The organism is Nocardiopsis oceanisediminis, assembly GCF_048595525.1.
Lineage (GTDB): Bacteria > Actinomycetota > Actinomycetes > Streptosporangiales > Streptosporangiaceae > Nocardiopsis_A > Nocardiopsis_A oceanisediminis.
This window is the reverse complement of sequence record NZ_JAFMZJ010000001.1, coordinates 4,875,893-4,898,167: the sequence shown is the minus strand read 5'-3', so window position 1 is coordinate 4,898,167 and position 22,275 is coordinate 4,875,893. Positions and strand designations below refer to the sequence as shown.

Annotated in this window: 16 protein-coding genes; 10 read left to right on the top strand and 6 right to left on the bottom strand. The window is 75.0% G+C overall.

What is annotated here, in order from left to right:
- Positions 1 to 86: 86 nt before the first annotated feature.
- Positions 87 to 2,486 (top strand): serine/threonine-protein kinase, encoded by a 2,400-nt coding sequence (locus J0910_RS21430; protein WP_420160336.1) that lies wholly within the window; start codon positions 87 to 89, stop codon positions 2,484 to 2,486.
- Between the two features lie 352 nt (positions 2,487 to 2,838).
- Here J0910_RS21430 and J0910_RS21425 read toward each other — a convergent pair whose 3' ends face one another.
- On the bottom strand, positions 2,839 to 3,420 hold the full coding sequence (locus J0910_RS21425; protein ID WP_420160335.1) for a nucleoside/nucleotide kinase family protein: 582 nt from the start codon (positions 3,418 to 3,420) through the stop codon (positions 2,839 to 2,841).
- 137 nt (positions 3,421 to 3,557) lie between these two features.
- Here J0910_RS21425 and J0910_RS21420 point away from each other — a divergent pair, with 137 nt between their 5' ends.
- The 8 genes from J0910_RS21420 to J0910_RS21385 all read left to right on the top strand — a co-directional run bounded on the left by J0910_RS21420 (position 3,558) and on the right by J0910_RS21385 (position 13,437).
- Positions 3,558 to 4,730, top strand: a complete 1,173-nt coding sequence (locus J0910_RS21420; RefSeq protein WP_420160334.1) for an ROK family transcriptional regulator — start codon at positions 3,558 to 3,560, stop codon at positions 4,728 to 4,730.
- A gap of 481 nt (positions 4,731 to 5,211) precedes the next feature.
- The gene (locus J0910_RS21415) at positions 5,212 to 6,327 is read left to right on the top strand and encodes an ABC transporter substrate-binding protein (protein WP_420162044.1); all 1,116 of its coding nucleotides are present in this window, start codon (positions 5,212 to 5,214) and stop codon (positions 6,325 to 6,327) included.
- Between the two features lie 90 nt (positions 6,328 to 6,417).
- A complete protein-coding gene (locus J0910_RS21410) occupies positions 6,418 to 7,203 on the top strand; it encodes an ATP-binding cassette domain-containing protein (RefSeq protein ID WP_420160333.1) in 786 nt (261 codons plus the stop codon).
- A complete protein-coding gene (locus J0910_RS21405; RefSeq protein WP_420160332.1) occupies positions 7,203 to 8,471 on the top strand; it encodes a sugar ABC transporter permease in 1,269 nt (422 codons plus the stop codon). Before J0910_RS21410 ends, J0910_RS21405 begins: the two co-directional genes overlap by 1 nt.
- Positions 8,472 to 8,570: 99 nt before the next feature.
- Positions 8,571 to 9,290 carry a sulfite exporter TauE/SafE family protein gene (locus J0910_RS21400; protein WP_420160331.1) on the top strand — a complete coding sequence of 240 codons (720 nt, stop codon included), beginning with the start codon at positions 8,571 to 8,573 and terminating at the stop codon, positions 9,288 to 9,290.
- A gap of 46 nt (positions 9,291 to 9,336) precedes the next feature.
- The gene (gene mug / locus J0910_RS21395; protein ID WP_420160330.1) at positions 9,337 to 9,981 is read left to right on the top strand and encodes a G/U mismatch-specific DNA glycosylase; all 645 of its coding nucleotides are present in this window, start codon (positions 9,337 to 9,339) and stop codon (positions 9,979 to 9,981) included.
- A gap of 110 nt (positions 9,982 to 10,091) precedes the next feature.
- Positions 10,092 to 12,017: a 1-deoxy-D-xylulose-5-phosphate synthase gene (gene dxs, locus J0910_RS21390; protein ID WP_420160329.1), complete on the top strand. Its 1,926-nt coding sequence runs from the start codon at positions 10,092 to 10,094 to the stop codon at positions 12,015 to 12,017.
- A gap of 64 nt (positions 12,018 to 12,081) precedes the next feature.
- The gene (locus tag J0910_RS21385) at positions 12,082 to 13,437 is read left to right on the top strand and encodes an FAD-dependent oxidoreductase (protein ID WP_420160328.1); all 1,356 of its coding nucleotides are present in this window, start codon (positions 12,082 to 12,084) and stop codon (positions 13,435 to 13,437) included.
- 394 nt (positions 13,438 to 13,831) lie between these two features.
- Here the strand turns inward: J0910_RS21385 and J0910_RS21380 are convergent, their stop codons facing one another.
- Both J0910_RS21380 and J0910_RS21375 read right to left on the bottom strand, forming a co-directional pair.
- Positions 13,832 to 14,692 carry a neutral zinc metallopeptidase gene (locus tag J0910_RS21380; protein ID WP_420160327.1) on the bottom strand — a complete coding sequence of 287 codons (861 nt, stop codon included), beginning with the start codon at positions 14,690 to 14,692 and terminating at the stop codon, positions 13,832 to 13,834.
- 368 nt (positions 14,693 to 15,060) lie between these two features.
- Positions 15,061 to 15,756: a TetR/AcrR family transcriptional regulator gene (locus tag J0910_RS21375; RefSeq protein WP_420160326.1), complete on the bottom strand. Its 696-nt coding sequence runs from the start codon at positions 15,754 to 15,756 to the stop codon at positions 15,061 to 15,063.
- Positions 15,757 to 16,044: 288 nt separating this feature from the next.
- Between J0910_RS21375 and J0910_RS21370 the strand changes: the two genes are divergently transcribed.
- On the top strand, positions 16,045 to 18,276 hold the full coding sequence (locus tag J0910_RS21370; RefSeq protein ID WP_420160325.1) for an MMPL family transporter: 2,232 nt from the start codon (positions 16,045 to 16,047) through the stop codon (positions 18,274 to 18,276).
- 21 nt (positions 18,277 to 18,297) lie between these two features.
- Here J0910_RS21370 and J0910_RS21365 read toward each other — a convergent pair whose 3' ends face one another.
- The 3 genes from J0910_RS21365 to J0910_RS21355 all read right to left on the bottom strand — a co-directional run bounded on the left by J0910_RS21365 (position 18,298) and on the right by J0910_RS21355 (position 22,271).
- Positions 18,298 to 18,867, bottom strand: coding sequence for a hypothetical protein (locus J0910_RS21365; RefSeq protein WP_420160324.1), 570 nt, complete (start codon positions 18,865 to 18,867; stop codon positions 18,298 to 18,300).
- 105 nt (positions 18,868 to 18,972) lie between these two features.
- Positions 18,973 to 21,072: a 3-hydroxyacyl-CoA dehydrogenase NAD-binding domain-containing protein gene (locus J0910_RS21360; RefSeq protein ID WP_420160323.1), complete on the bottom strand. Its 2,100-nt coding sequence runs from the start codon at positions 21,070 to 21,072 to the stop codon at positions 18,973 to 18,975.
- Complete coding sequence (locus tag J0910_RS21355) at positions 21,069 to 22,271, bottom strand: thiolase family protein (protein ID WP_420160322.1); 1,203 nt, start codon at positions 22,269 to 22,271, stop codon at positions 21,069 to 21,071. Before J0910_RS21355 ends, J0910_RS21360 begins: the two co-directional genes overlap by 4 nt.
- Between the last annotated feature and the right edge of the window lie 4 nt (positions 22,272 to 22,275).

Sequence of the window (22,275 nt, the reverse complement as noted above, 5' to 3'; positions counted from 1 at the left end):
GAAACCCCCCATTCCCCCAGGCCCACCGCGTCGACCCCCGCGCGCCCGGTTCCGCGGCGCGCGCTTCCGGCGTGAGAAAGGCGGGCATGGGCGACGAGGAGACCGGTACCGAACAGCAGACCGTCGGCGACTACCGGCTGGTCCGAAGGCTCGGCCGGGGCGGGTTCGGCGAGGTCTTCCTCGGCGAGGCGCCCGACGGGCGGCGGGCGGCGGTCAAGCTGCTCCACGCCACCTGGGCCGGCGACGCGGACATGCGGCGCCGGTTCGCGGCCGAGGTGGAGCAGGCCCGCAAGGTCAGCGGGTTCTGCATCGCGGCGATCCTCGGCGCCGACCCCGAGGCGGAGCGGCCGTGGATCGCCACCGAGTACATCGACGGCCCCACCCTGCAGGACGCCGTCGCCGAGGACGGCCCGCGCGGCGGGGCCGACCTGCACCGGCTGGCGGTGTCCACGGCCACCGCGCTGGCCGCGATCCACGGCGCCGGGGTGGTCCACCGCGACCTGAAGCCGGAGAACATCCTGCTCGCCGCGGACGGCCCCCGGGTGATCGACTTCGGCATCGCGCGGGCGGTGGAGACCACCTCGGTCACCGCCAGCGGGGTGGTGGGCACCGTCGGCTACATGGCGCCCGAGCAGCTGGAGGGGCTGCGCCTCACCCCGGCCGTGGACGTCTTCGCCTGGGGTGCGGTGCTGGCGTTCGCCGCCACCGGCAGGGAGGCGTTCTCCGCGCCCACCCAGGTGGCCAGGATCACCCGGATCCTCTCCGGGGCCCCCGACACCGAGGGCATCGCCGAGCCGCTGCTCCCGATCGTGCTGGCCTGCCTGGAGAAGGACCCGGCGCGGCGGCCGACCGCGCGCGGCCTGCTCGACCTGCTCCTGGACGCCCCCGCCGCCGGGGGCTCCGCGGCCCCGCAGGCCGCCGCCGGCGGAGCGGCCGCCGAGGTCTCCGCGGACGGCGCCACCCGGGTCCAGGGGGCGGACGGCGCGACCCGGGTCGAGGGGGCGGACGGCGCCACCCGCGTCCAGGGGGCGGCCGACCCCACCCGGGTGGAGCCCGCCGAGGCGCCGGGGACCCGCCAGTACACCGCGCTCGCACCGGGGGAGGCCGGCCCCGGGGCGCCGGCGACCCGGCAGTACACCCGGCTCGCCGGGGAGGAGGGGCACGCGGCCTCCGCGCTCGCGCCCCCGTCCGCCCCCGGGGCCCCGCCCGCCGGACCGCCGACCCCGCCGCCCGCGGGCCCGTACCCGTCCGGGGCGGTGCACCCCTCGCCCCCGCCGTACATCCCGCCGGGTCCGGGCACCCCGCCGCCCTACACCCCGGTCCCCTCCGCCGGGCCCTCCGGCGCGGTGCCCGCCTACGCCCCGGGCCCGCCCGGGGAGACCCCGCCGTACTGGTTCGCCGGGGCCAAGTACACCGAGCCCGGTGCGCTGGCCGAGGCGATGCAGCGCGACTGGGGCCACGCGGTCCGGGTGTTCGGCGACGACGGCGCGCGCGACGCGCTCGGCAGCTGGCTGATCAGCGACGCCCGGGACACCGCGGTGGACCGCTCGCTGTTCCGGCGCCGCCCCGACGACGCCAACATCGCCCTGGCCTGGTTCATCGCCCAGCTCCGGCCGGACCTGCCGCCGGTGTTCCGCGGCCGGGACGCCTCCCTGGCCGGGCTGCGGGAGCAGTTCTCCGACACCCAGGCGCTGTTCACCGGCGCCCCGCCCGCCAACGACCTGCTGCTGGTGGCCCGGCCCGAGGTGCTGCGCGCCATGGCGCTGCACCAGGGCCCGGACGCCGAGGACCGCCGCCGCCTCCTGCACGACCTGGAGGAGGCCGACCAGGCGGCGGTGGAGTTCCAGCGGCGGCTGCGGTCCGGCACCTCCCGGCTGAGCGGGCCGCCGATCGACTCGGCCCGGGTCCTGGCGCACCTGCTCCACCCGGAGCAGGTCGCGGGCCCGCCGCCGCAGGGCGACGCGGACGCGGCCGAGCTGCACGCGCTGCTCTGGGCCCCGGTGGAGCAGGCCCGCGGCGCGCGGCGGGCCGGCATGGCCGCGGTGCTCCGGTCCATGTCGGGCCTGGTGGCCACGGTGGCCAAGGAGCGGGCGGAGTGGCGCGAGGCGCTCAGCCGGGCCCAGGCCGAGCAGGGCACCGCCGCCGAGGAGTGGGAGCGCGAGGCGCGGCTGTACACCCTGCACCGGCGGCTCAAGGTCCCGGTCTGGGTGCTGGTCATCGCGCTGGTCGTGGCGGCCGGCATCGGCGGCGCCGCCGGGTCGGTCGCCGGGTGGACGGGATCGGTCTTCCTGCTCTGGGCGGGCGCCCGGATCGCCGCGATGGGGGTCACCGGCTCGATGGGGCCGCGCAACGGCTACCCGAGCGCGGTCCAGGCCGCTCAGGCCCGCCACCAGCAGGCCGAGGCGCACGTCGTCCGGCTCCGGCAGGGCGTGGACGCGATGGAGGCCGACCTGCGCGCCCTGCGCGCCCTGCCCTCGGCCCCCTGAGCCCGGGGCGCGGCCGCGCCCCCGCACCGCGCGGCCCGGGTGCTCCCGCCGCCGGCCCCCGGTTCCGGCCCGGGGCCGCGATGTGCCCGGGGTCTCCGGGCGCTCGGGCGGCCGGGGGCGGGAGCCCCTGAGCCGGGGCTCCCCGGCAGAGGACGTTCCGGCGTCCTCCGGAGGGCCCGCGCGCGGAGCGGCCGCCGGGTCGGCCGGGAACGCCCGGCGGCGCGCGGCATCCGCCCGGACGCGCCCGTGCACGGCCGGGGGAGCCGAACGGTGAACGGCCCCGGCCGCGCCCGGGGACCGGCGCCCTTGCCGGATCGGGCGCCGGCCCGGCGGGCCTTCCCCACCGGAGGGATCAGCCGTTCTCCAGTACCAGGTCGGCGTGGTCGCGCGGGGCGTCGGAGGCGTAGAACCGGGCCTCCTGCGCGGCCCACATCGAGCGGTAGGGGGCGTACAGGGCGGCGTCGGAGCGGGCGTCCAGCCGCTCGGCCCGCACCCGCTCCGGGGCCTCGACCCAGGCCAGCAGGGACAGGGCGGGGCGCAGCTCCGCGCCGCCGGAGCCGCACCCCTCGATGACCAGGAGGCCGGGCGGGTCCAGCCGGTGCCGGCCGCCGGGGCCGTCGGGGGCCCAGTCCCCGGCCTCCCAGTCCCACCGGCGCCAGTCGGCCGGGCGGCCCTCGGCGATCGGGTCGAGGACCTCGCGGCGGGCCCGGGCGACCGAGGCGGCAAGGCCCTCCCACCCGGGGTAGAGGTCGTCCATGTGCACCACCGGGCAGCGGAGCCGCTCGGCGAGCGCTCCGGCCAGCGACGTCTTGCCGGACCCGGACGGCCCCTCCAGGCCGAGGACCCGGCACCGCCCGGCACGGGCCGGGGCGCGGAGCAGCAGGTCGGCGACGCGGGAGCGCCAGTCGGGGGAGCGGGTGGGCACGGTGGGCATGCCCGGCACCCTACCCGGGCCCGCGCGGCGGAGCCCGGAGAGCCCTGGTTTCAAGCCTTGTAAGCTGGCTCTCACCAGTACGCTTCCACTCCGGAGGGCCGCGCCGCGGCCGGCGGGAGAGGTAGAGAAGGGGCTCAGTGACCGACGTCGAGGTGACCCCGGGCTCCCAGGCCGCACTCCGGGAGGCCAACCGCCGCCGCGTGGTGGAGGCGCTGCGCGAGGCCGGCACGCTGACCCAGGCGGAGATCGCGCGGGCCACCGGCCTCTCCGCGGCCAGCGTCTCCAACATCGTGCGCGACCTGCGCACCGCGGGCACCGTATCGGTCCGCGGCACCTCCTCCAACGGGCGCCGCGCCCGCGCCGTCACACTGCGCCGCGCCCCCGGCGCGGTGGCCGCGCTCGACTTCGGCAACTCCCGGATCACCGCGGCGGTCGGCGACACCGACGGCCGGACGCTGGTCCGCGAGTCCATCCCCTACGAGGTGGCCGCCGACCCGGCCAAGGGGGTGCGGCGCGCGGTCTGGCTGCTGGAGACGGTGCTGGCCGGGGCCCGGCTGGACCGCTCCGCGGTGCTGGGGGTGTGCGCGGCGGTGCCGGGGCCGGTGGACGTGCGCACCGGCGAGGTCGGCGCGATCACCTGCATGCCGGCCTGGGCCGGGGCGCGCCCGGCCGAGCTGCTCGCGGCCCGGCTGGGCCTGCCTGCGCTGGCGGAGAACGACGCCAACCTCGCGGTGCAGGCGGAGGCGGCCGAAGGCGCCGGGCGGGGGGTGCGGCACCTGGTCTACGTGCGCCTCTCCCAGGGGGTCGGCGCGGGGATCATGGTGGAGGGCCGGCTGTTCCGCGGAGCGGGCGGCACCGCCGGGGAGATCGGGCACATCGGCCTGGACGAGCGCGGCCAGGTGTGCCGCTGCGGCAACCGGGGCTGCCTGGAGACGCTGGTCGGCGCCCCCTACCTGGTGGACATGGTGCCGACGCAGGGGGGCCCGGGGGCGCCGAGCGACCTGGGCGGGCTGATCGGGGCCGCGGAGCGGGGCGATCCGGGCGCCCGGCGGATCGTCTCCGAGGCCGGGTCCGCGCTGGGCCGGGGGGTCGCGGTGCTGGTGAACGCGTTCAACCCGGAGATGGTGCTGATCGGCGGGGAGCTCGCGGCGGCGGGGGAGCGGCTGATGGAGCCGTGCCGGCGCTCGCTGGAGCTGGGCGCCCTCGGCAGCGCCCTGCGCGATCTGCGGATCGAGCCGGGCGCGCTGGGCGAGGACGCGGTGATCCGCGGCGCGCTCCGCGCCGCGGCCTCGGCGGTGCCGGCGGGGTAGCCCGGACCGGCGCCGGACCGGGGAGGCCGCGCGGGCGGAGCCCGGGGCCCGCGGCGCGGGGCGGCGCGGGCCCCGGAGCGCCCCCGCCTTCGACCGCTGTCCCCGGAACCCGCCTCCGGGGCGGCGCGGCGGGCGCCGCGACGTCGCTCACAGGCGGGCGAGGCCTGTGCCACCCGGGAACGCCTGCGGCGCCGTCGATGTCGGCTCCCACCTGGGGAAACCGGGTCAAGGCAGCGGTGCGGGCGGGGTGCACCCGGGGGGCCCACAGATGTTCACAGCCATGCGATCCTTGCTGCGACCTGCGCAAATATTTGCTTCACGGGTTGAACGAAACTCTCGTGACGTTTCAGTTATGTGTTCAAGACTTGACGGCAAAGTTTCCGGGGGCTTGACTTCACACATCGGTTCACCGGGCTTCGCGTTCCCCTGCCCGGTGTTCGCCCTGAGTAGGAGGAACATCCCCTTGAAGTCGAAGAACACGATGCTGCGCGGTGCCGCGGCGGGGGCGGCCGCCGTGCTGGCGCTGCTCGCCACCGGCTGCGGCGCCACCACGACCGGCGGCGGGGCCGCGGACGGCGAGACCCACAGCGTGGACGAGGGCTTCACCGTCGGCCTGCTGCTCCCCGAGTCCAAGACCGCCCGCTACGACAAGTTCGACAAGCCGTACTTCGAAGAGGCGCTGGCCGACCGGTGCGAGAAGTGCGAGCTGCTCTACCAGAACGCCGACCAGCAGACCTCCAAGCAGCAGTCCCAGGCCGAGGCGATGCTCACCGACGGCGTGGACGTGCTGGTGCTGGACGCCGTCGACTCCGAGGCGGCCGGCGGCATCGTGAAGAACGCGCAGAGCCAGGGCGTCCCGGTGGTGGCCTACGACCGGCTCGCCGAGGGCGGCGTGGACTACTACGTCTCCTTCGACAACAAGGAGGTCGGCCGGGTCCAGGGCCGCGCCCTGCTGGAGGCCCTGGACAAGGCGAAGGCCGACGAGGACGCCGAGATCGTGATGATCAACGGCTCCCCCACCGACCCCAACGCCGGCGACTTCAAGGCGGGCGCGCACGAGGTGCTCGACGGCCAGGTCGAGATCGCCCAGGAGTTCGACACCCCGGACTGGTCGCCGGACCGCGCCCAGACCCAGATGGAGCAGGCGATCACCTCCATCGGCGCCGACGACATCGCCGGCGTCTACTCGGCCAACGACGGCATGGCGGCCGGCATCGTCGCCGCGCTGAAGAGCGCCGGCGTCGACGACCTGCCCCCGATCACCGGCCAGGACGCCGAACTCGCCGGCATCCAGCGGGTCGTCGCGGGCGAGCAGTACATGACGGTCTACAAGTCCATCCGCCCCGAGGCCGAGATCGCCGCCGACATGGCGGTCGCCGCGGCCACCGGCGAGGAGTACGACGGCGGCGAGCACGGCATCAGCAAGATCGAGGACGGCAGCGGCGAAGAGGTCTCCGCGGTCCTGCTGGAGCCGGTCCCGGTCACCGTCGACCAGGTCGAGGAGACGGTGGTCTCCGACGGCTTCTACACCGTCGAGGAGATCTGCACCAAGGACTACGCCGACACCGACTTCTGCAAGGAGATGTCCGAGTCCTAGCAGGGCGCCCGTCCCGCGGGGCACCGCGGGACGGGCACCGGGGCACCGATCCGGCCCTCCGCGCGAACGGGGGGACCGAGGGGAAGATCCATGAGCACACCCGTCCTGGAACTGTCCGGGATTTCCAAGAGATTCGGCGCCGTCCAGGCGCTCAGCGACGTCGACCTGACCATCGCCCCCGGCGAGGTCGTGGCCCTGCTCGGAGACAACGGCGCCGGCAAGTCGACGCTGGTGAAGGTGATCGCCGGGGCCCACCCGGCGGACGGCGGCGCGTTCCGCTGGGAGGGCCGGGAGGTCACCGTCTCCCGCCCGGCCGACGCGCAGCGCCTCGGCATCGCCACCATCTACCAGGACCTCGCCCTCTGCGACAACCTCGACATCGTCGGCAACCTCTTCCTCGGCGTGGAGAAGACCCGCCTGGGCGCGCTGGACGAGGTCGAGATGGAGCGCACCGCCGCCGAGCTGCTGGACTCGCTGTCGGTGAAGATCCCCAGCCTGCGGGTGCCGGTCGCCTCCCTCTCCGGCGGCCAGCGCCAGATCATCGCCATCGCCCGCTCGCTGCTGGGCGAGCCCAAGGTGGTCATGCTGGACGAGCCCACCGCCGCCCTGGGCGTGGCGCAGACCGCGCAGGTGCTCGACCTCATCGAGCGGCTCCGCGAGCGCGGCCTGGGGATCCTGCTGATCAGCCACAACATGGCCGACGTGCGCGCCGTGGCGGACCGCGCCGCGGTGCTGCGGCTCGGCCGCAACGCCGGGGACTTCCCGGTGCAGGACACTCCGTACGAGGAGATCGTGGCCGCCATCACGGGCGCGGCCGACAACCCGGTGGCGCGGCGGCAGCAGCGCGCCGCGACGGCACGGACGGGAGCCGAATGATGGCCGCACAGCAGGCACCCGCGGCGGGGGAGGAGCAGCGGCCGGCCCCGGCGCGGCCGGACCCGCGCCTCATCGTCACCCGCACCACGCCGGCCGGCCTGGTCCAGGCCGGGCTGCGCCGGCTGCGCGGCGGCGAGCTGGGCCCGGTCCCGGTGATCGTCGCGCTGATCCTCATCTGCGCCGTCTTCCAGACGATGCACGAGCGGTTCCTCTCCCCGCAGAACCTGTCCAACCTCACCGTGCAGGTCGCGGCCGTCGGCCTGATGACCACCGGTGTGATCATGGTGCTGCTGCTCGGCGAGATCGACCTGTCGATCGGGTCGGTGGCCGGCGCGTCCGCCGCGATCACCGCGGTGCTCGCGGTCCGCTACGGGCTGCCCGAGTGGGCGGCGATCGCCGCCGCGGTCGGCGCCGGCCTGGCCATCGGCCTGGTGCACGGCACGATCTTCGCGAAGGTCGGCGTGCCGGCGTTCGTGGTGACCCTGGCCGGCCTGCTCGGCTGGCAGGGCCTCCAGCTCCAGCTGCTGGGCGACGACGGCACCATCAACATCAGCGACAGCGGGGCCATCGCCGCGCTCACCCAGACCTACTTCGTGCCGTGGATGGGCTGGCTGATCGGCGGCGGCGCGGTGCTGCTCTACGCGGTGCTCACCTTCACCGGCGAGCGGCGCCGCGCGGCCGCGGGCCTGGCCACCGCCCGCCCGCCGGCCGAGGTCGCGCTGCGCACCCTGCTGCTCGCGGTCCCGGTCTTCGGCGGCGTGGCCGTGCTCAACCAGTTCAAGGGCGTCCCGCTGGCGTTCCTGATCTTCGTGGGGTTCGTCGTCGCCTTCGACCTGATGCTGCGCAAGACCCGCTACGGCCGGATGGTGTTCGCGGTCGGCGGCGGCGCCGAGGCGGCCCGCCGGGCCGGCATCAACGTCGACCTGATCCGGATCTCGGTGTTCGGCCTGGCCTCGATGCTGGCCGCGATCGGCGGCGTGGTCCTGGTGTCGCGCTCCTTCTCGGCCAGCCTGGACACCGCGGCCGGCGAGGAGCTGATGATGGCCATCGCCGCGGCGGTCATCGGCGGCACCAGCCTGTTCGGCGGGCGCGGCAACGCCTACTCGGCGCTCCTGGGCGGCCTGGTGCTGGGCGCCATCACCTCCGGGCTGTACCTGCTGCAGATGGGCACCCCGGTGCGGTACATGATCACCGCGGTGGTGCTGCTGATCGCGGTGGTGCTGGACGCGTTCTCCCGGCGCAGCCGCAGGACGCACGCCCGAGGATGACCCCCGGGGGACCGGGCCCGCGGTCCGGTCCCCCGGTCATCCCCCCATCCGCCACCCCCTGATCCCGACCGGGCGGGTGGGGATATAGCGTCGGCGCCCATGCCGCCGATCGAGTACATGCTGGTGATCGGCGCCGTCGTGATCGTCGGCGCCGCCGTGCAGAGCAGCGTGGGGCTGGGGCTCGGCCTGATCGCCGCCCCCGTGGTCTCCTTCATCGACCCCGCGCTCATGCCGGGGAGCCTGCTCATCACCACCGGGCTCCTGCCGCTGCTCACGGTGGCCTCGGAGTGGCGGCACATCGACTGGAAGGGGCTGGCCTGGGGGCTGCCCGCCCGGATCCCCGGAACCCTGCTCGGGGTCTGGGTGGTGGCCGCCCTGGAACCGCGGATGCTCGGCGCGGCGGTGGGCGCGATGGTGCTGGTCGCCGTCGGGCTCTCGCTGCTCCCGCTCACCCTGCGCCCGGCCCCGGCCCCGCTGCTGGCGGCCGGCCTGGCCTCCGGGGTGATGGGCACCGCCACCTCCATCGGCGGCCCGCCCATCGCGCTGGTCTACCAGAACGAGGAGGGGCCCCGGGTGCGCGCCACCCTCGGCGCGTTCTTCCTGTTCGGCATCGGCATCTCGCTGACGGCGCTCGGCGCCTCCGGCCAGCTCGACCGGGACCAGGCCGCCGTCGGCCTGGCCATGCTCCCCTGCATCGTGCTCGGCTTCCTGCTCGGCCGGCCGCTGCGGAGGCTGGTCGACGCCGGGCTGCTCCGCGCCGCCCTGCTCGCCGTGGTCGCCTGCTCCGGAGCGGTCCTGGTGGTCCGCTCCTTCCTGTGAGCACCCGGCCCGGCCGGGGCGGTAGGCTCCCGCCGGTATGAGCGGCATGAGCAGCGGACGGCGGTCCGGCGAGGCGCGCCCGGCGCGCCCCACCCGCGAGCAGCTGGAGGCGGCGCGCGGCGCGGCCGTGCCCGACGTGATCGGCCCGGATCCGGCCGTGCTGTTCTGCGGCATCAACCCGGGGCTCTACTCCGGCTGGGCCGGACTGCACTTCGCCCGGCCGGGCAACCGGTTCTGGCCGGCGCTGCACCGGGCCGGGTTCACCCCGCGCCGGCTCCGCCCGGACGAGCAGCACCTGCTTCCGGGGCTGGGGCTGGGCATAACGAACGTGGCGGCCCGGGTCACCGCCCGGGCCGACGAGCTCACCCCGGACGAGCTCCGCGAGGGCGGCCGCGCGCTGGCCGAGCGGGTGGCCCGGTACCGGCCGGGCGTGCTGGCGGTGCTCGGCGTCACCGCCTACCGCGCGGCCTTCGCCGAGCCGCGCGCCCGGATCGGCTTCCAGGAGGGGGCGGAGGTGGGCGGGGCGCCGGTGTGGGTGCTGCCCAACCCCAGCGGGCTCAACGCGCACTGGACGCCCGAGGCGATCGCCGCGGAGCTGCGCGCGGTCCGGGAGCGCTTCGGCGGCGGCCCCGCGGAGGAGCCCCCGCGGTCCTTCCGGTTTCCGCGCAAGGGAGGGTCTACGGGAGGGTAGTTTCAGGTAACGGCAGGTTCACGGTGAACGTAGACTCGGTGGATCGCGTGGGCCCGCCGAAGCAGGCCGGTGTTCGCGAGGCGACACGCAGACGAGGGGACTGACGAGAGTTGACGCTGCTCGAAACGGTGCGCAACCCGGAGGAGCTGAAGAGGCTCGGCGCCGAGCACATTCCGGCGCTCGCCGCCGAGATCCGCGAGTTCCTCGTCGCAGAGGTGTCGCGCACCGGCGGCCACCTGGGGCCCAACCTGGGCGTGGTGGAGCTGACGATCGCGCTGCACCGGGTCTTCGATTCCCCGCGCGACCCGGTCCTCTTCGACACCGGGCACCAGGCCTACGTGCACAAGATGCTCACCGGCCGCCGCGACTTCTCCCGGCTGCGCAGTGAGGGCGGGCTGTCCGGCTACCCCTCCCGGGCCGAGTCCGAGCACGACTTCATCGAGAACTCGCACGCCTCCACCGTGCTCTCCTACGCCGACGGGATGGCCAAGGCCAACCTGGTCCGGGGCCGCAAGGACAGCACCGTCGCGGCGGTCATCGGCGACGGCGCGCTCACCGGCGGCATGGCCTGGGAGGCGCTGAACAACATCGCCGAGCGCAAGGACAGCCGGCTGGTCATCGTCGTCAACGACAACGGCCGCTCCTACTCGCCCACCATGGGCGGGCTCGCCGACCACCTGTCCTCGCTGCGCATGTCCCAGGGCTACGAGCAGGCCCTGGACATGGCCAAGTCCGCGCTGCACCGCGCCCCCGTGGTCGGCCAGCCGCTCTACGACGCGCTGCACGGCCTGAAGAAGGGCCTCAAGGACGCCATCCAGCCGCAGATCATGTTCGAGGACCTCGGCCTGAAGTACCTCGGACCGATCGACGGCCACGACGCCGCCGCGGTCGAGCGGGCGCTGCGCCGGGCCCGCGACTACGGCGGACCGGTGATCGTGCACTGCCTCACCCAGAAGGGCAAGGGCTACGCCCCGGCCGAGAACCACGACGAGGACCAGTTCCACGCGCCCGGCGCCTTCGACCCGGAGACCGGCGAGGCCAAGAAGTCCTCTTCGTCCGGTACCAAGTGGACCAAGGTCTTCAGCGACGAGATGGTGAAGATCGGCGCCGAGCGGGACGACGTGGTCGCCATCACCGCGGCCATGCTGCACCCCACCGGCCTGGCGCCGTTCGCCGAGGCCTACCCGGAGCGGACCTACGACGTCGGCATCGCCGAGCAGCACGCCGCCACCTCGGCCACCGGCCTGGCCATGGGCGGGCTGCACCCGGTCGTCGCGGTCTACGCGACCTTCCTCAACCGCTGCTTCGACCAGGTGCTGATGGACGCCGCGCTGCACCGCCAGGGCGTCACCTTCTGCCTGGACCGGGCCGGCATCACCGGTACCGACGGCGCCAGCCACAACGGCATGTGGGACCTGTCCATCCTGCAGGTCGTCCCCGGTCTGCGGCTGGCGGTGCCGCGCGACGCCCGCACCCTCCGCGAGGAGCTGCGCGAGGCGGTCGCCGTGGAGGACGCCCCCACCGTGCTGCGCTACCCCAAGGGCGTGGTGGAGGACGACATCGCGGCCGTCGGCAAGCTCGGCTCGATGGACGTGCTGCGCCGCGCCGCCGACACCGGCCACGGCGAGGACCTGCTGCTGGTCGCGGTCGGCGCGATGGCGCGGACCTGCGTCGAGGTCGCCGACCGGATGGCCGACCAGGGCATCGGCGTCACCGTGGTCGACCCGCGCTGGGTCAAGCCGCTGGACGCCGCGCTGGTGCGGGAGGCCGCCCGGTACCGGGTGGTCGCCGTGGTGGAGGACAACGGCCGGGTCGGCGCGGTCGGCGACGCGGTCGCCCGCGCGCTCCGCGACGCCGACCTCGACCTGCCGGTCCGCACCTTCGGCATCGAGCAGGAGTTCCTCGACCACGCCTCGCGCGACGCGGTGCTGGAGAAGCTCGGCCTGACCCCGCAGGACCTGGCCCGCAAGCTGATCGGCACCGTCTCCCGGCACACCGACGGGGCCCGCGCCGACGGGGAGCCCGCGCAGCAGTAGCCGCGGTCCCGCCCGGCCGCGTCCGGCCGGGCGGGCGGGCGCCCCATGGGCGACAATGAGGGGCATGAGCTCTCCCGAGCCCCTGCGGGTCGCGGTCATCGGGTCGGGGCCGGCCGGCGTGTACACCGCCGACGCCCTGACCCGGCAGGAGCGCGAGCCCGTCCGGGTGGACGTACTGGACAGGCTGCCGACCCCCTACGGCCTGGTGCGCTACGGCGTCGCTCCGGACCACACCAAGATCAAGGGCGTCGCCCGCGCCCTGCGCCGGGTGCTGGAGCACCCCGGCGTCCGCTTCGTCGGCGGCGTGGAGTACGGCCGCCACGTCGGCCTGGAGGAACTGCGCCGCGCCTACCACGCGGTGGTCTTCGCCACCGGCGCCGCCACCGACCGGAGGATGGGCGTCCCCGGAGAGGACCTCCCGGGCAGCGCCGCCGCCACCGATTTCGTCGACTGGTACTGCGGCCACCCCGACAGCGGGGTGGAGCGGTTCCTGCTGGAGGCCGAGGACGCGGTGGTGGTCGGCGCCGGCAACGTCGCGCTGGACGTCGCCCGGATCCTCGCCAAGAGCGCCGACGAGCTGCGCGGCACCGACATCCCGCAGCCGGTCCTCGACGTGCTGGCGGCGAGCAAGGTGCGCCGGGTCCGGCTGCTGGCCCGGCGCGGCCCGCTGCAGGCCCGCTTCACCGCCCCCGAACTGCGCGACATGGGCTCCCTGGACAACGCCGACCTGTTCGTCGACCCGGCCGAGGTCGACATCGACCCCAACGGCGAGGAGATGCTCACCGCGGCCCGCGCGGCCCGGACCAACCTCCGCTACCTCAAGGAGTGGGCCGGGCAGGCCCCGGCCGGGCGCCCCCGGGAGGTGCGGCTCCGCTTCTGGCGCCGCCCGCTCGAACTGCGCGGCGCCGGCCGGGTGGAGTCGGTCCTGGCCGAGCGGACCCGGCTGGACGCCGGCGGCCGGCTGCAGGGCACCGGCGAGACCGAGGAGATCCCCGCCGGCCTGGTGCTCCGCTCCATCGGATACCGGGGGGTGCCGCTGCCGGGGCTGCCGTTCGACGAGGACGCCGCGGTGCTGCCGAACCGGGACGGCAGGGTGGTCGGCCCGGACGGCGCGCCGCTGCCCGGCGTCTACACCGCGGGCTGGGCCAAGCGCGGCGCCACCGGGGTCATCGGCACCAACAAGTCCGACGCGGCCGGGACGGTCCGCGGGCTGCTCGACGACGCCGCGGAGCTGCGCGCCGGCGCGGACCCGCGCGCCGGCCTGGAGGAGCTGCTGCAGGGGAGCGGCGCCGAGCCCAACGACTACGCGGGCTGGCTGGCCATCGACGAGGCCGAGGCGGAGCTGGCCGCCCGGCTGGGCCGCGGCGAGCGGGTCAAGCTGCTCGGCTGGGAGGAGTTCCGCCGCGCGGCCCGGAGCTGACCCGGGCACGGAGCGCTCCGGCCGCCGCCGGGCCCGCCGATCGGGGCCGGCCCTCCGCCGCGGTCTTCCCGGTCTCCTCCGCGCGGCGGCCGGAGGGGCGCGTCTCCGCGCCGCCGGCCGGGGAAGGCGCCCTCCGGTGCTCTGCGTGCGGCCGGACGCCCCCGCCACCGAGGCGGGTCCCGCGGCCGGCGCCGCCCTGTGCGGGCGCCCGGGGCGCGGACGCGGCGCGGCCGCCGACCGCGCGGGACGCCGCGTCCGCGCCGGTCTCCGGGCGGTCCGGCCCCGGCCCCGCCGCCGCGCCTGACGCGTGCGCATCGCCCCCGGAGCAGGGCGTCCCGGGGGCGTGGTGCGCGTGGCGGTGGCCCGCGCCGGACCGGAGGGGCGGGGCGGATTCTCAGCGGACCTCGCGGGCCGGGGCGGCGTAGGTGTTGCAGGACTCCAGGGTCTCGCCGCCGGCGCCCTTTTCGTACCAGGTGCGGCGGTTGTGCGAGCTGCCGTGGGTGGGCAGGTCGTCGCCGCCGTTGAGCAGTTCGTTGACCCGTTCGATCTGCTCGTCGTCGAAGGCGCCCAGGCCGCGCATGGCGATCCCGCCCATGCACTCGGCCTGCAGCTCGGTGCGGCGCAGCGCCTGCAGCGACTGGCTCTGGGAGGAGGCGGCGTACTCCATCTCGTAGGACTCCTCCAGCACGCCGGTCACCTCCTGGACGTGGTGGCCGTACTCGTGCCCGATGAGGGCGCTCCACACGCCCTCCTGGTCCCGGCCGGGGAACTCCTCGGACACCGCGGAGACGTTCGGGATCACGATGGTGATCTCGTGGAGCTCGCTGTCGTAGTAGGCGAGGGTCACGCCCTCCGCGGAGGAGCCCTCGTCCGGGTTCTCGCGGGTGGTCGTGAACTCCGGGTCGGCCACGCGCAGCCCGAGCTCCTCCAGGCGCGGGCGCCACAGGTCGTTCAGGCAGGGGCCCAGTTCGGCGCTGAACGCCTCCCAGGAGGCGTCGGAGCCGGGGTCCAGGTCCGGGATCGGGCAGTCCACCGGCTCCGGCATGGGCAGGTCGTAGACGGGGTGCGAGGAGACGTCGATCTCCACGGCCCGCGGCGGCTCGGACAGCTCCGGGGAGTAGTGCGGGGACAGGTCGACGGCGGGCCGCTCGGAGGGCCCGGGGGCCTGGCCGCCCTGGGCGACCACCAGGACCACCGCGGCGGCCACGGCGGTGAGCGAGACCAGGGCGGACATGATCGCCGCGGTCCACACCACCGGCCGGGACGCCCGGCGGCGGGGCGCGGGATGCGGGTACGGCGCGGCCGCCCCGGCGGCGCCGGGGTGCGGCGCGGGCCCGGCGGTCCCGTAAGGCGGCACGGGCCCGGCCGGGCCGTGGAAGCGGGGCGCGGGGTACGGCGCCGCCGGCCGCGGGCCGGGCGGGCCCTGGGGCGGGTACGGGGGCACGGGGCCGCGCGGTGCGGCGCGGGGCGCTCCGGCTGCCCGGTCGTCGCTGGGAGAGCTGTCCACGTGGCGCGTCCTTGCCCGTTCGTCGTCCCCCGCCCTCGGCGGCGGAGGGGGAGAAGATCAACCTTATTCGGACATGGGCGGCGACGGCGAGTGCGGCGGGGGTCTCCGGCCGCCCCTCAGCCCCCTCCGGGGGCGCGGTAGGCGACGCCGAGCGGTGTCAGCACCTCCTGCAGCTCCGCCTCGAACAGCGGCTCCATGTCGCCGAGGATGAGCGAGAGGTGGTCGAAGACCTCCATGCACACCACGCCGTAGAGCCGGACCCAGGAGGAGAGCAGGACCCGCAGGGCGCCGTAGGAGACGTTCTCGGTGGTGAAGCCGGTCTCGGTGGCGAAGGCGTCCAGCTGCGCGCGGAGCGCCGGGGGGATGTCCTCCTCGGCGGGGAGCGCGAACCGGCGCTCCTCCAGCAGCCGGTCGAAGAGGGCGAAGAAGGTCGCGGCGAAGTGCCGGGCGGCCTCCAGAACCCGGGCGTCGGCGCTGCGGTCCGGGCCGGGCAGGCCGAACATCAGCGCGAACTCCGGCCGGTTGGCCAGCGCCCAGGTGCGGAAGGCGCGCAGCGAGGTGAGGATGCGGCCGTCGGTGTCCTCGGGCGGCAGCGCGGAGCTGGCCCCCTCCACCGCCTCGGCGAGCTCGGTGAACAGGTCGGCCTTGAGCGCGTTGAGCAGGTCGCCGATGCTGGAGAAGTACCGGTACAGGCCGGGGGCGGTCATCCCCATGCCGCGGGCGATGGCGCGCAGGCTCACCCCGCCCGGCCCCTGCTCGGCCAGCTGGCGCCGGGCGTTCTCCTTGATCTCGGCGAGTGTGGCCTCGCGCACACGCTCCCGCCTGCTCGGGGCGGTCCGGGCGCCGGCCCGCGCCTCCCCGCCGTCCGACCCGCCCGTGCCGACCTGCGCCGACCCTGGTCCGGAGCCTCGCACTTCCCTCCGCCTCTCTAGGCGCCCGCGCGCCCGCCCGGCGCGGCCTCCGCCACCGGCCTGTTGACACCGGAATCGGTGGTAAATAGCGTCATCTTCCGTGAACACCGTAAGCTGACGCCGTTCACCGGCATTAGCCGTGTTCGCGACCGTGTCACCTCACGTTAACAGCATGCCGAGGGGCGTTTCATGTTCTCAGCGCTGGGACGGTTCACCTACCGCGGCCGGGTGTGGGTGCTCGCCGCCACGCTCGTCTTCGCGGTCGCCTCCGGCGTCTGGGGCACCGGGGTGTTCGGCGCGGTCGGCGACGGCGGCTTCGAGGACCCCGGCGCCGAGTCCTCCCGCGCCGCGGAGGTGATCGAGGAGCGGCTCGGCCACGACGGCGTCGACGTGGTCGCGGTCTTCCGCAGCGACGAGCTGCGCTACGACAACCTCACCTTCGTCAAGCAGATCCAGGGCATGCGCGACCGGCTGCCGGACGAGGTCGCCTCGGCCACCACCTACCTCGACGACGGCCTGACCGACAGGGAGCGCGGCATCCTGCTCTCCGAGGACGGCCACGCCACCTACGTGCCGCTGACCATCGAGGGCGGCACCAAGGCCGAGCGGATGGAGAACTTCTCCGAGATCCGCGACGAGATCACCGCCGGCCCGCTGGAGCGGTCGCTGGGCGGCCCGCTCGCCATCGAGAAGGAGATCTCCGAGCGGGCGGAGAGCGACGCGGTCCGCGCCGAGCTGATCTCCCTGCCGCTGCTGCTGGTCCTGCTGGTGGTGATCTTCGGCGGCGTGGTGGCGGCGCTGATGCCGCTGGCCGTCGGCGGGCTGGCCATCCTCGGCTCGCTCACCCTGCTGCGCGTGCTCACCTACGCCACCGACGTGTCGGTCTTCGCGGTCAACGTCGCCACCCTGCTCGGCCTGGGCCTGGCCATCGACTACGGGCTGTTCATCGTGAGCCGGTTCCGCGAGGAGGTGGGGCGCGGCGCGGCGGTCTCCGAAGCGGTGCCCAGGACCCTGGCCACCGCCGGGCGCACCGTCGCCTTCTCCGGGGTGACGGTGATGATCGCCTTCGCCGGGCTGCTCTTCTTCCCGCAGCCGATCCTGCGCTCCATCGGCCTGGGCGGCATCGCGGTCGTCCTGTTCGACGTGCTCGCCGCCCTGGTGGTGCTGCCCGCGCTGCTCTCCGTGGTGGGCCGGCGCATCGACGCGCTGCGGGTCTTCTCCCGGGTGCACCGGCGCCGCGCGCTCGGCGTCACCGCCGCGCTCGCCGCGAGCACCGGCGGCGGGGCCTGGTCCAGGCTGGCGCAGAGCGTGATGGGCCGCCCGGTGCTCTACACGGTCGCGGTGGGCGGTGTGCTCATCGCGTTCGCCTCGGCGCTCTTCTCCACGCACGTCGGCTCCACCGACCAGCGCTACCTTCCGGCCGGCGCGGAGAGCCGGGCCGCGATGGAGTCGCTGGCCGAGGACTTCCCGGCCGGCGGGGTGGGCACCGCCGACGTCGCGGTCACCGGGATGGGCTCCGGCGCGGAGGCGGAGCGCGCCCTGGACGGCTACGCCGACCGGCTGAAGGCGGTCGACGGGGTGGTGGAGGCCTCGGTGGAGCGGTTCTCCGCCGGCACCGCGCACATCGCCGTCGCCTACCGGGGCGAGGCCGACGACCCGGACACCCGGCGGATGATCCGCGAGCTGCGCGCCGAACCCGGTCCGGAGGGCGCGGAGGAGGTGCTGGTCGGCGGGGTCGCCGCGATGCAGATCGACAACGTGGCGGCGATCGTCTCGGCGGTGCCCTGGACGCTGGCGTTCGTCATCACCGTCACCGCGGTGCTGCTCTTCCTCGCCTTCGGGTCGCTGGTGCTGCCGGTGAAGGCGGTGCTGATGGGCTTCCTGTCGCTGGGCGCCTCGCTCGGCGTGGTCATCTGGGGGTTCCAGGAGGGCCACCTCGCCTCGCTGCTCGGCTTCGACGCGGTCGGCACCATCGACCCCACCTACATGGTGCTCATCCTGGTGGTCGCCTTCGGCCTGGCCATGGACTACGAGCTGTTCCTGCTCAGCCGGGTGCGCGAGGAGTACCTGGCGACCGGGGACAACCGGCACTCGGTCGCGGTCGGGCTGCAGCGCACCGGGTCCATCATCACCAGCGCCGCCCTGCTGCTGGTGGTGGTGCTCGGCGCGATGGGCTCCTCGGCCCTGCTCTCGCTGAAGATCATCGGCGTCGGCCTGACCGTGGCGGTGGCGGTGGACGCCACCCTGGTCCGGGCCCTGCTGGTGCCCGCCACGATGCGGCTGCTCGGCGGCGCCAACTGGTGGCTGCCCGGCCCGCTGCGCCGGCTGCACGACCGGATCGGCATCACCGAGGGGGAGGGGCCGGAGGAGGAGCCGGGCGCCGGCGCGGAGCGCCCCCGCGAGCGGGCGCCGCTCTCCTGACCGCCCGGGGCCGGCGGCAGGTCACCGCCTGCGCGGCGGTGCGGTGCGCCGGTCGGTGATCGGCAGGGCGGGGCGGAGCCGGCGCACTTCGGCCAGCACCTCCTCCACGCTCCGGTCCCAGGTGGAGCGGACCGCCGCCCCGGGCCGGACGGTCCACGGCGACGGCGGCGGCACCGGCCCCCGCTCGCCCTCGCACTTCTCCTCCCCGGTGAGGAAGTGCAGGTAGTCCAGGTCGTGGGTGTGGTCGGCGTAGGCGACGGTGCGCCGGCACAGGCAGACCGAGGCGACCTCGTCCCAGGGCAGGAAGATGTCGTCGGAGGGGCGCCGCGGCCACGGCGCGAGCAGCCGGACCCCGGAGGGGTCCAGCTCCAGGAGCGGGCGGCGGGAGAGCCGCCGGCCGGCCACCAGCAGGCCGCCGCCGGCGAACAGCAGCACGGTGGCCGCGCCGATCAGGACGTCGGCGAGCCCGCCGCGCAGCACCAGGGCCACCCCGATGACGATGAACACCAGGCAGGCGGCGGTCAGCCAGAGCCCCTGCGAGGTGATCCGGCGGCGGTTGACGACGGCGAAGGCACCGGGTCGCGCGTTCACCCTCCCAGCGTACGACGGCGGCCCCGGTCGGGAGGGGCATCCCGGCCGGGGCCGCGCGTCGGGCCCCGCACCGCCCGGTGCGGGGCCCTGCAGCGCTACAGCGCCTTACAGTGCTTTGAAACCCGTGGCCTCAGGGTGGAACCTCTTCCCGTTGACCCGCTCGGAGACGCCGGCGTAGTCCAGGTACGGCGTGATGCCGCCCAGGTGGAAGGGCCAGCCCGCACCGGTGATCAGGCACAGGTCGATGTCGGCCGCCTCGGCGACGACGCCCTCGTCCAGCATGATCCGGATCTCCTTGGCCAGGGCGTTCAGCGCCCGGTCCAGGATCTCCTGCTCCGAGAGGCCGTCGCCCTCGGCGGTGAACAGCTCCTTGACCTTCGGGTCGAGCCGGAAGTCCGGCCCGTACAGGTCGGTGATGCCCGCCTCGACGATCTTGCGCTGCTGCTCGGAGACGTGGAACCGGTCCGGGAACGCCCCGGCCAGGGTCTCGGCGACGTGCAGCCCGACGGCCGGGCCGACCAGCTGGAGCAGGAGCAGCGGGGACATCGGCAGGCCCAGCGGCGCCACCGAGCGGTCCGCGGCCTCGGGGTCGGTGCCCTCCTGCACGGCGCCCAGCACCTCGCCCATGAACAGGGTGAGCAGCCGGTTCACCACGAACGCCGGGGCGTCCTTGCACAGCACCGCGGTCTTCTTCAGCTTCTTCGCGGTGGCGAACGCGGTGGCCAGCGCCGCGTCGCCGGTCTTCTCGCCGCGGACCAGCTCCAGCAGCGGCAGCACCGCGACCGGGTTGAAGAAGTGGAAGCCGACCACCCGCTCGGGGTGCTTCAGCTTGCTCGCCATCTCGGTGACCGAGAGCGAGGAGGTGTTGGTCGCCAGGATCGCCTCGGGGGAGACGACGGCCTCCACCTCGGCGAAGACCTGCTGCTTGACCTCCATCCTCTCGAACACGGCCTCGATCACGAAGTCCGCGTCGGCGAAGGCGTCCTTGGTCAGCGAACCGGTGACCAGGCCCTTGAGCCGGTTGGCCTTGTCCTGGTTGACCCGGCCCTTGGCGAGCAGCTTGTCGATCTCGCCGTGCACGTAGCCGACGCCCTTGTCCAGGCGGTCCTGGTCCAGGTCGGTCAGGACGACCGGGACGTCCAGCCGGCGGGCGAAGAGCAGGGCCAGCTGCCCGGCCATCAGCCCGGCGCCGACCACGCCGACCTTGGTGACCTTGCGGGCCAGCGACTTGTCCGGCGCGCCGGCCGGCCGCTTGGCGCGCTTCTGCACCAGGTCGAAGGCGTACAGCCCGGCCTTGAGCTGGTCGCTCATGATCAGGTCGGCCAGCGCGTCGTCCTCGGCGGCGAAGCCCTCGTCGCGGGTGCGGTCCTTGGCCGCGGCGACCAGCTCCAGGGCGCGCACCGGGGCCGGGGCGGCGCCGTGCAGCTTGCCCTCCAGCAGGAACCGGGCGTTGTTCACCGCCTGGTCCCAGGCCTCGCCCTTGTCCACCTCGGGGCGCTCGACCTTGATCTCGCCCTTGACGACCTTGGCCGCCCAGCGCAGCGACTCCTCGACGAAGTCGGCCGGCTCGAACATCGCGTCGGCGATGCCCATCTCGAACACCTTCGGGCCCTTGAGCTGCTTGTTCTGGGCCAGCGGGTTCTCGATGACGACCTTGAGCGCCTTCTCCGCGCCGATCAGGTTCGGCAGCAGGTAGGTGCCGCCCCAGCCCGGGACCAGCCCGAGGAAGGCCTCCGGCAGGGAGAAGGCGGGCACGCCCGAGGAGACGGTGCGGTAGGAGCAGTGCAGCGCCGCCTCGACGCCGCCCCCCATCGCCGCGCCGTTGACGAACGCGAAGGTCGGCACGTTCAGCTCGCCGAGCTTGCGGAAGACGTCGTGGCCGAGCCTGCCGATGGCGTGCGCCTGCTCGCGGTTCTGCAGCAGCGGCACGCCGGTCAGGTCGGCGCCGACGGCGAAGATGAACGGCTTGCCGGTGATCGCGACCGCGGTGATGTCGGTGCGCGCCGCGGCGGCGTCGATCGCCTCGCCGAGGCTGAGCAGGCCGCCCGGGCCGAACGTGTTCGGCTTGGTGTGGTCGTGCCCGTTGTCCAGGGTGATCAGCACGGCCTTGCCGGCGCCGTAGGGGAGTTCGACGTCGCGCGAGAGGGCCTTGGTGACGACCTCGTCGGCGAAGAGCTCCCGCGCCTCTTCGATGGGGCTGCTCACTTGGCGTTCCCTTCCCAGTTCGTGTTCTCCCACAGCACGGTCCCGCCCATGCCCATGCCGACGCACATGGTGGTGATGCCGTAGCGGACGTCGGGGCGCTCGGCGAACTGGCGGGCCAGCTGCATCATCAGCCGCACGCCGGAGGAGGCGAGCGGGTGGCCCAGCGCGATGGCGCCGCCCCAGGGGTTGACCCGGGCGTCGTCGTCGGCGATCCCGAAGTGCTCCAGGAACGCCAGCACCTGGACCGCGAAGGCCTCGTTGATCTCGATCAGGCCGATGTCGTCCATGCCCAGGCCCTGGCGGGCGAGGAGCTTCTCGGTGGCCGGGACCGGGCCGACGCCCATCACCTCGGGCTCGACGCCGGCGAAGGAGAAGTCCACCAGCCGCATCCGGGCGTCCAGGCCCAGCTCGGCGGCGACGTCCTCGGCGGCGATGATGGCGCCGGTCGCGCCGTCGTTCAGGCCGGCCGCGTTGCCCGGCGTGACGTTGCCGTGCGCGCGGAACGGGGTCTTCAGGCCGGCCAGGCTCTCCATGCTGGTGCCGGGCCGCGGCGGCTCGTCCGCGGTGGCCAGGCCGTAGCCCTGCTCGGCCGAGCGGACCAGCACCTCGACCAGGTCCTGCTGGATCCTGCCGTCGGCGTAGGCCTTGGCGACCTTCTCCTGGCTGCGCACCGCGTAGGCGTCGGCGCGCTCCTTGGTGATGGAGGGGTAGCGGTCGTGCAGGTTCTCCGCGGTGTTGCCCATGACCAGGGCGGAGGGGTCCACCAGCTTCTCGGAGAGGAAGCGCGGGTTGGGGTCGACGCCTTCGCCCATCGGGTGCCGGCCCATGTGCTCCACGCCGCCGGCGATGACGACGTCGTAGGCGCCGAAGGCGATGCCCGCGCCGCTGGTGGTGACCGCGGTGAGCGCGCCGGCGCACATCCGGTCGATGGCGTAGCCGGGCACGCTGCGCGGCAGCCCGGCGAGGAGGGCGGCGCTGCGGCCGATGGTCAGCCCCTGGTCGCCGATCTGGGTGGTCGCGGCGATGGCGACCTCGTCGATGCGCTCGGGAGGCAGGCCGGGGTTGCGGCGCAGCAGTTCCCGGATGACACGGACCACGAGGTCATCGGCGCGCGTCTCGGCGTACAGGCCCTTGCCGGCCTTGCCGAACGGGGTGCGGGCGCCGTCGACGAACACGACGTCGCGGGCGGTTCGCGGCACGATT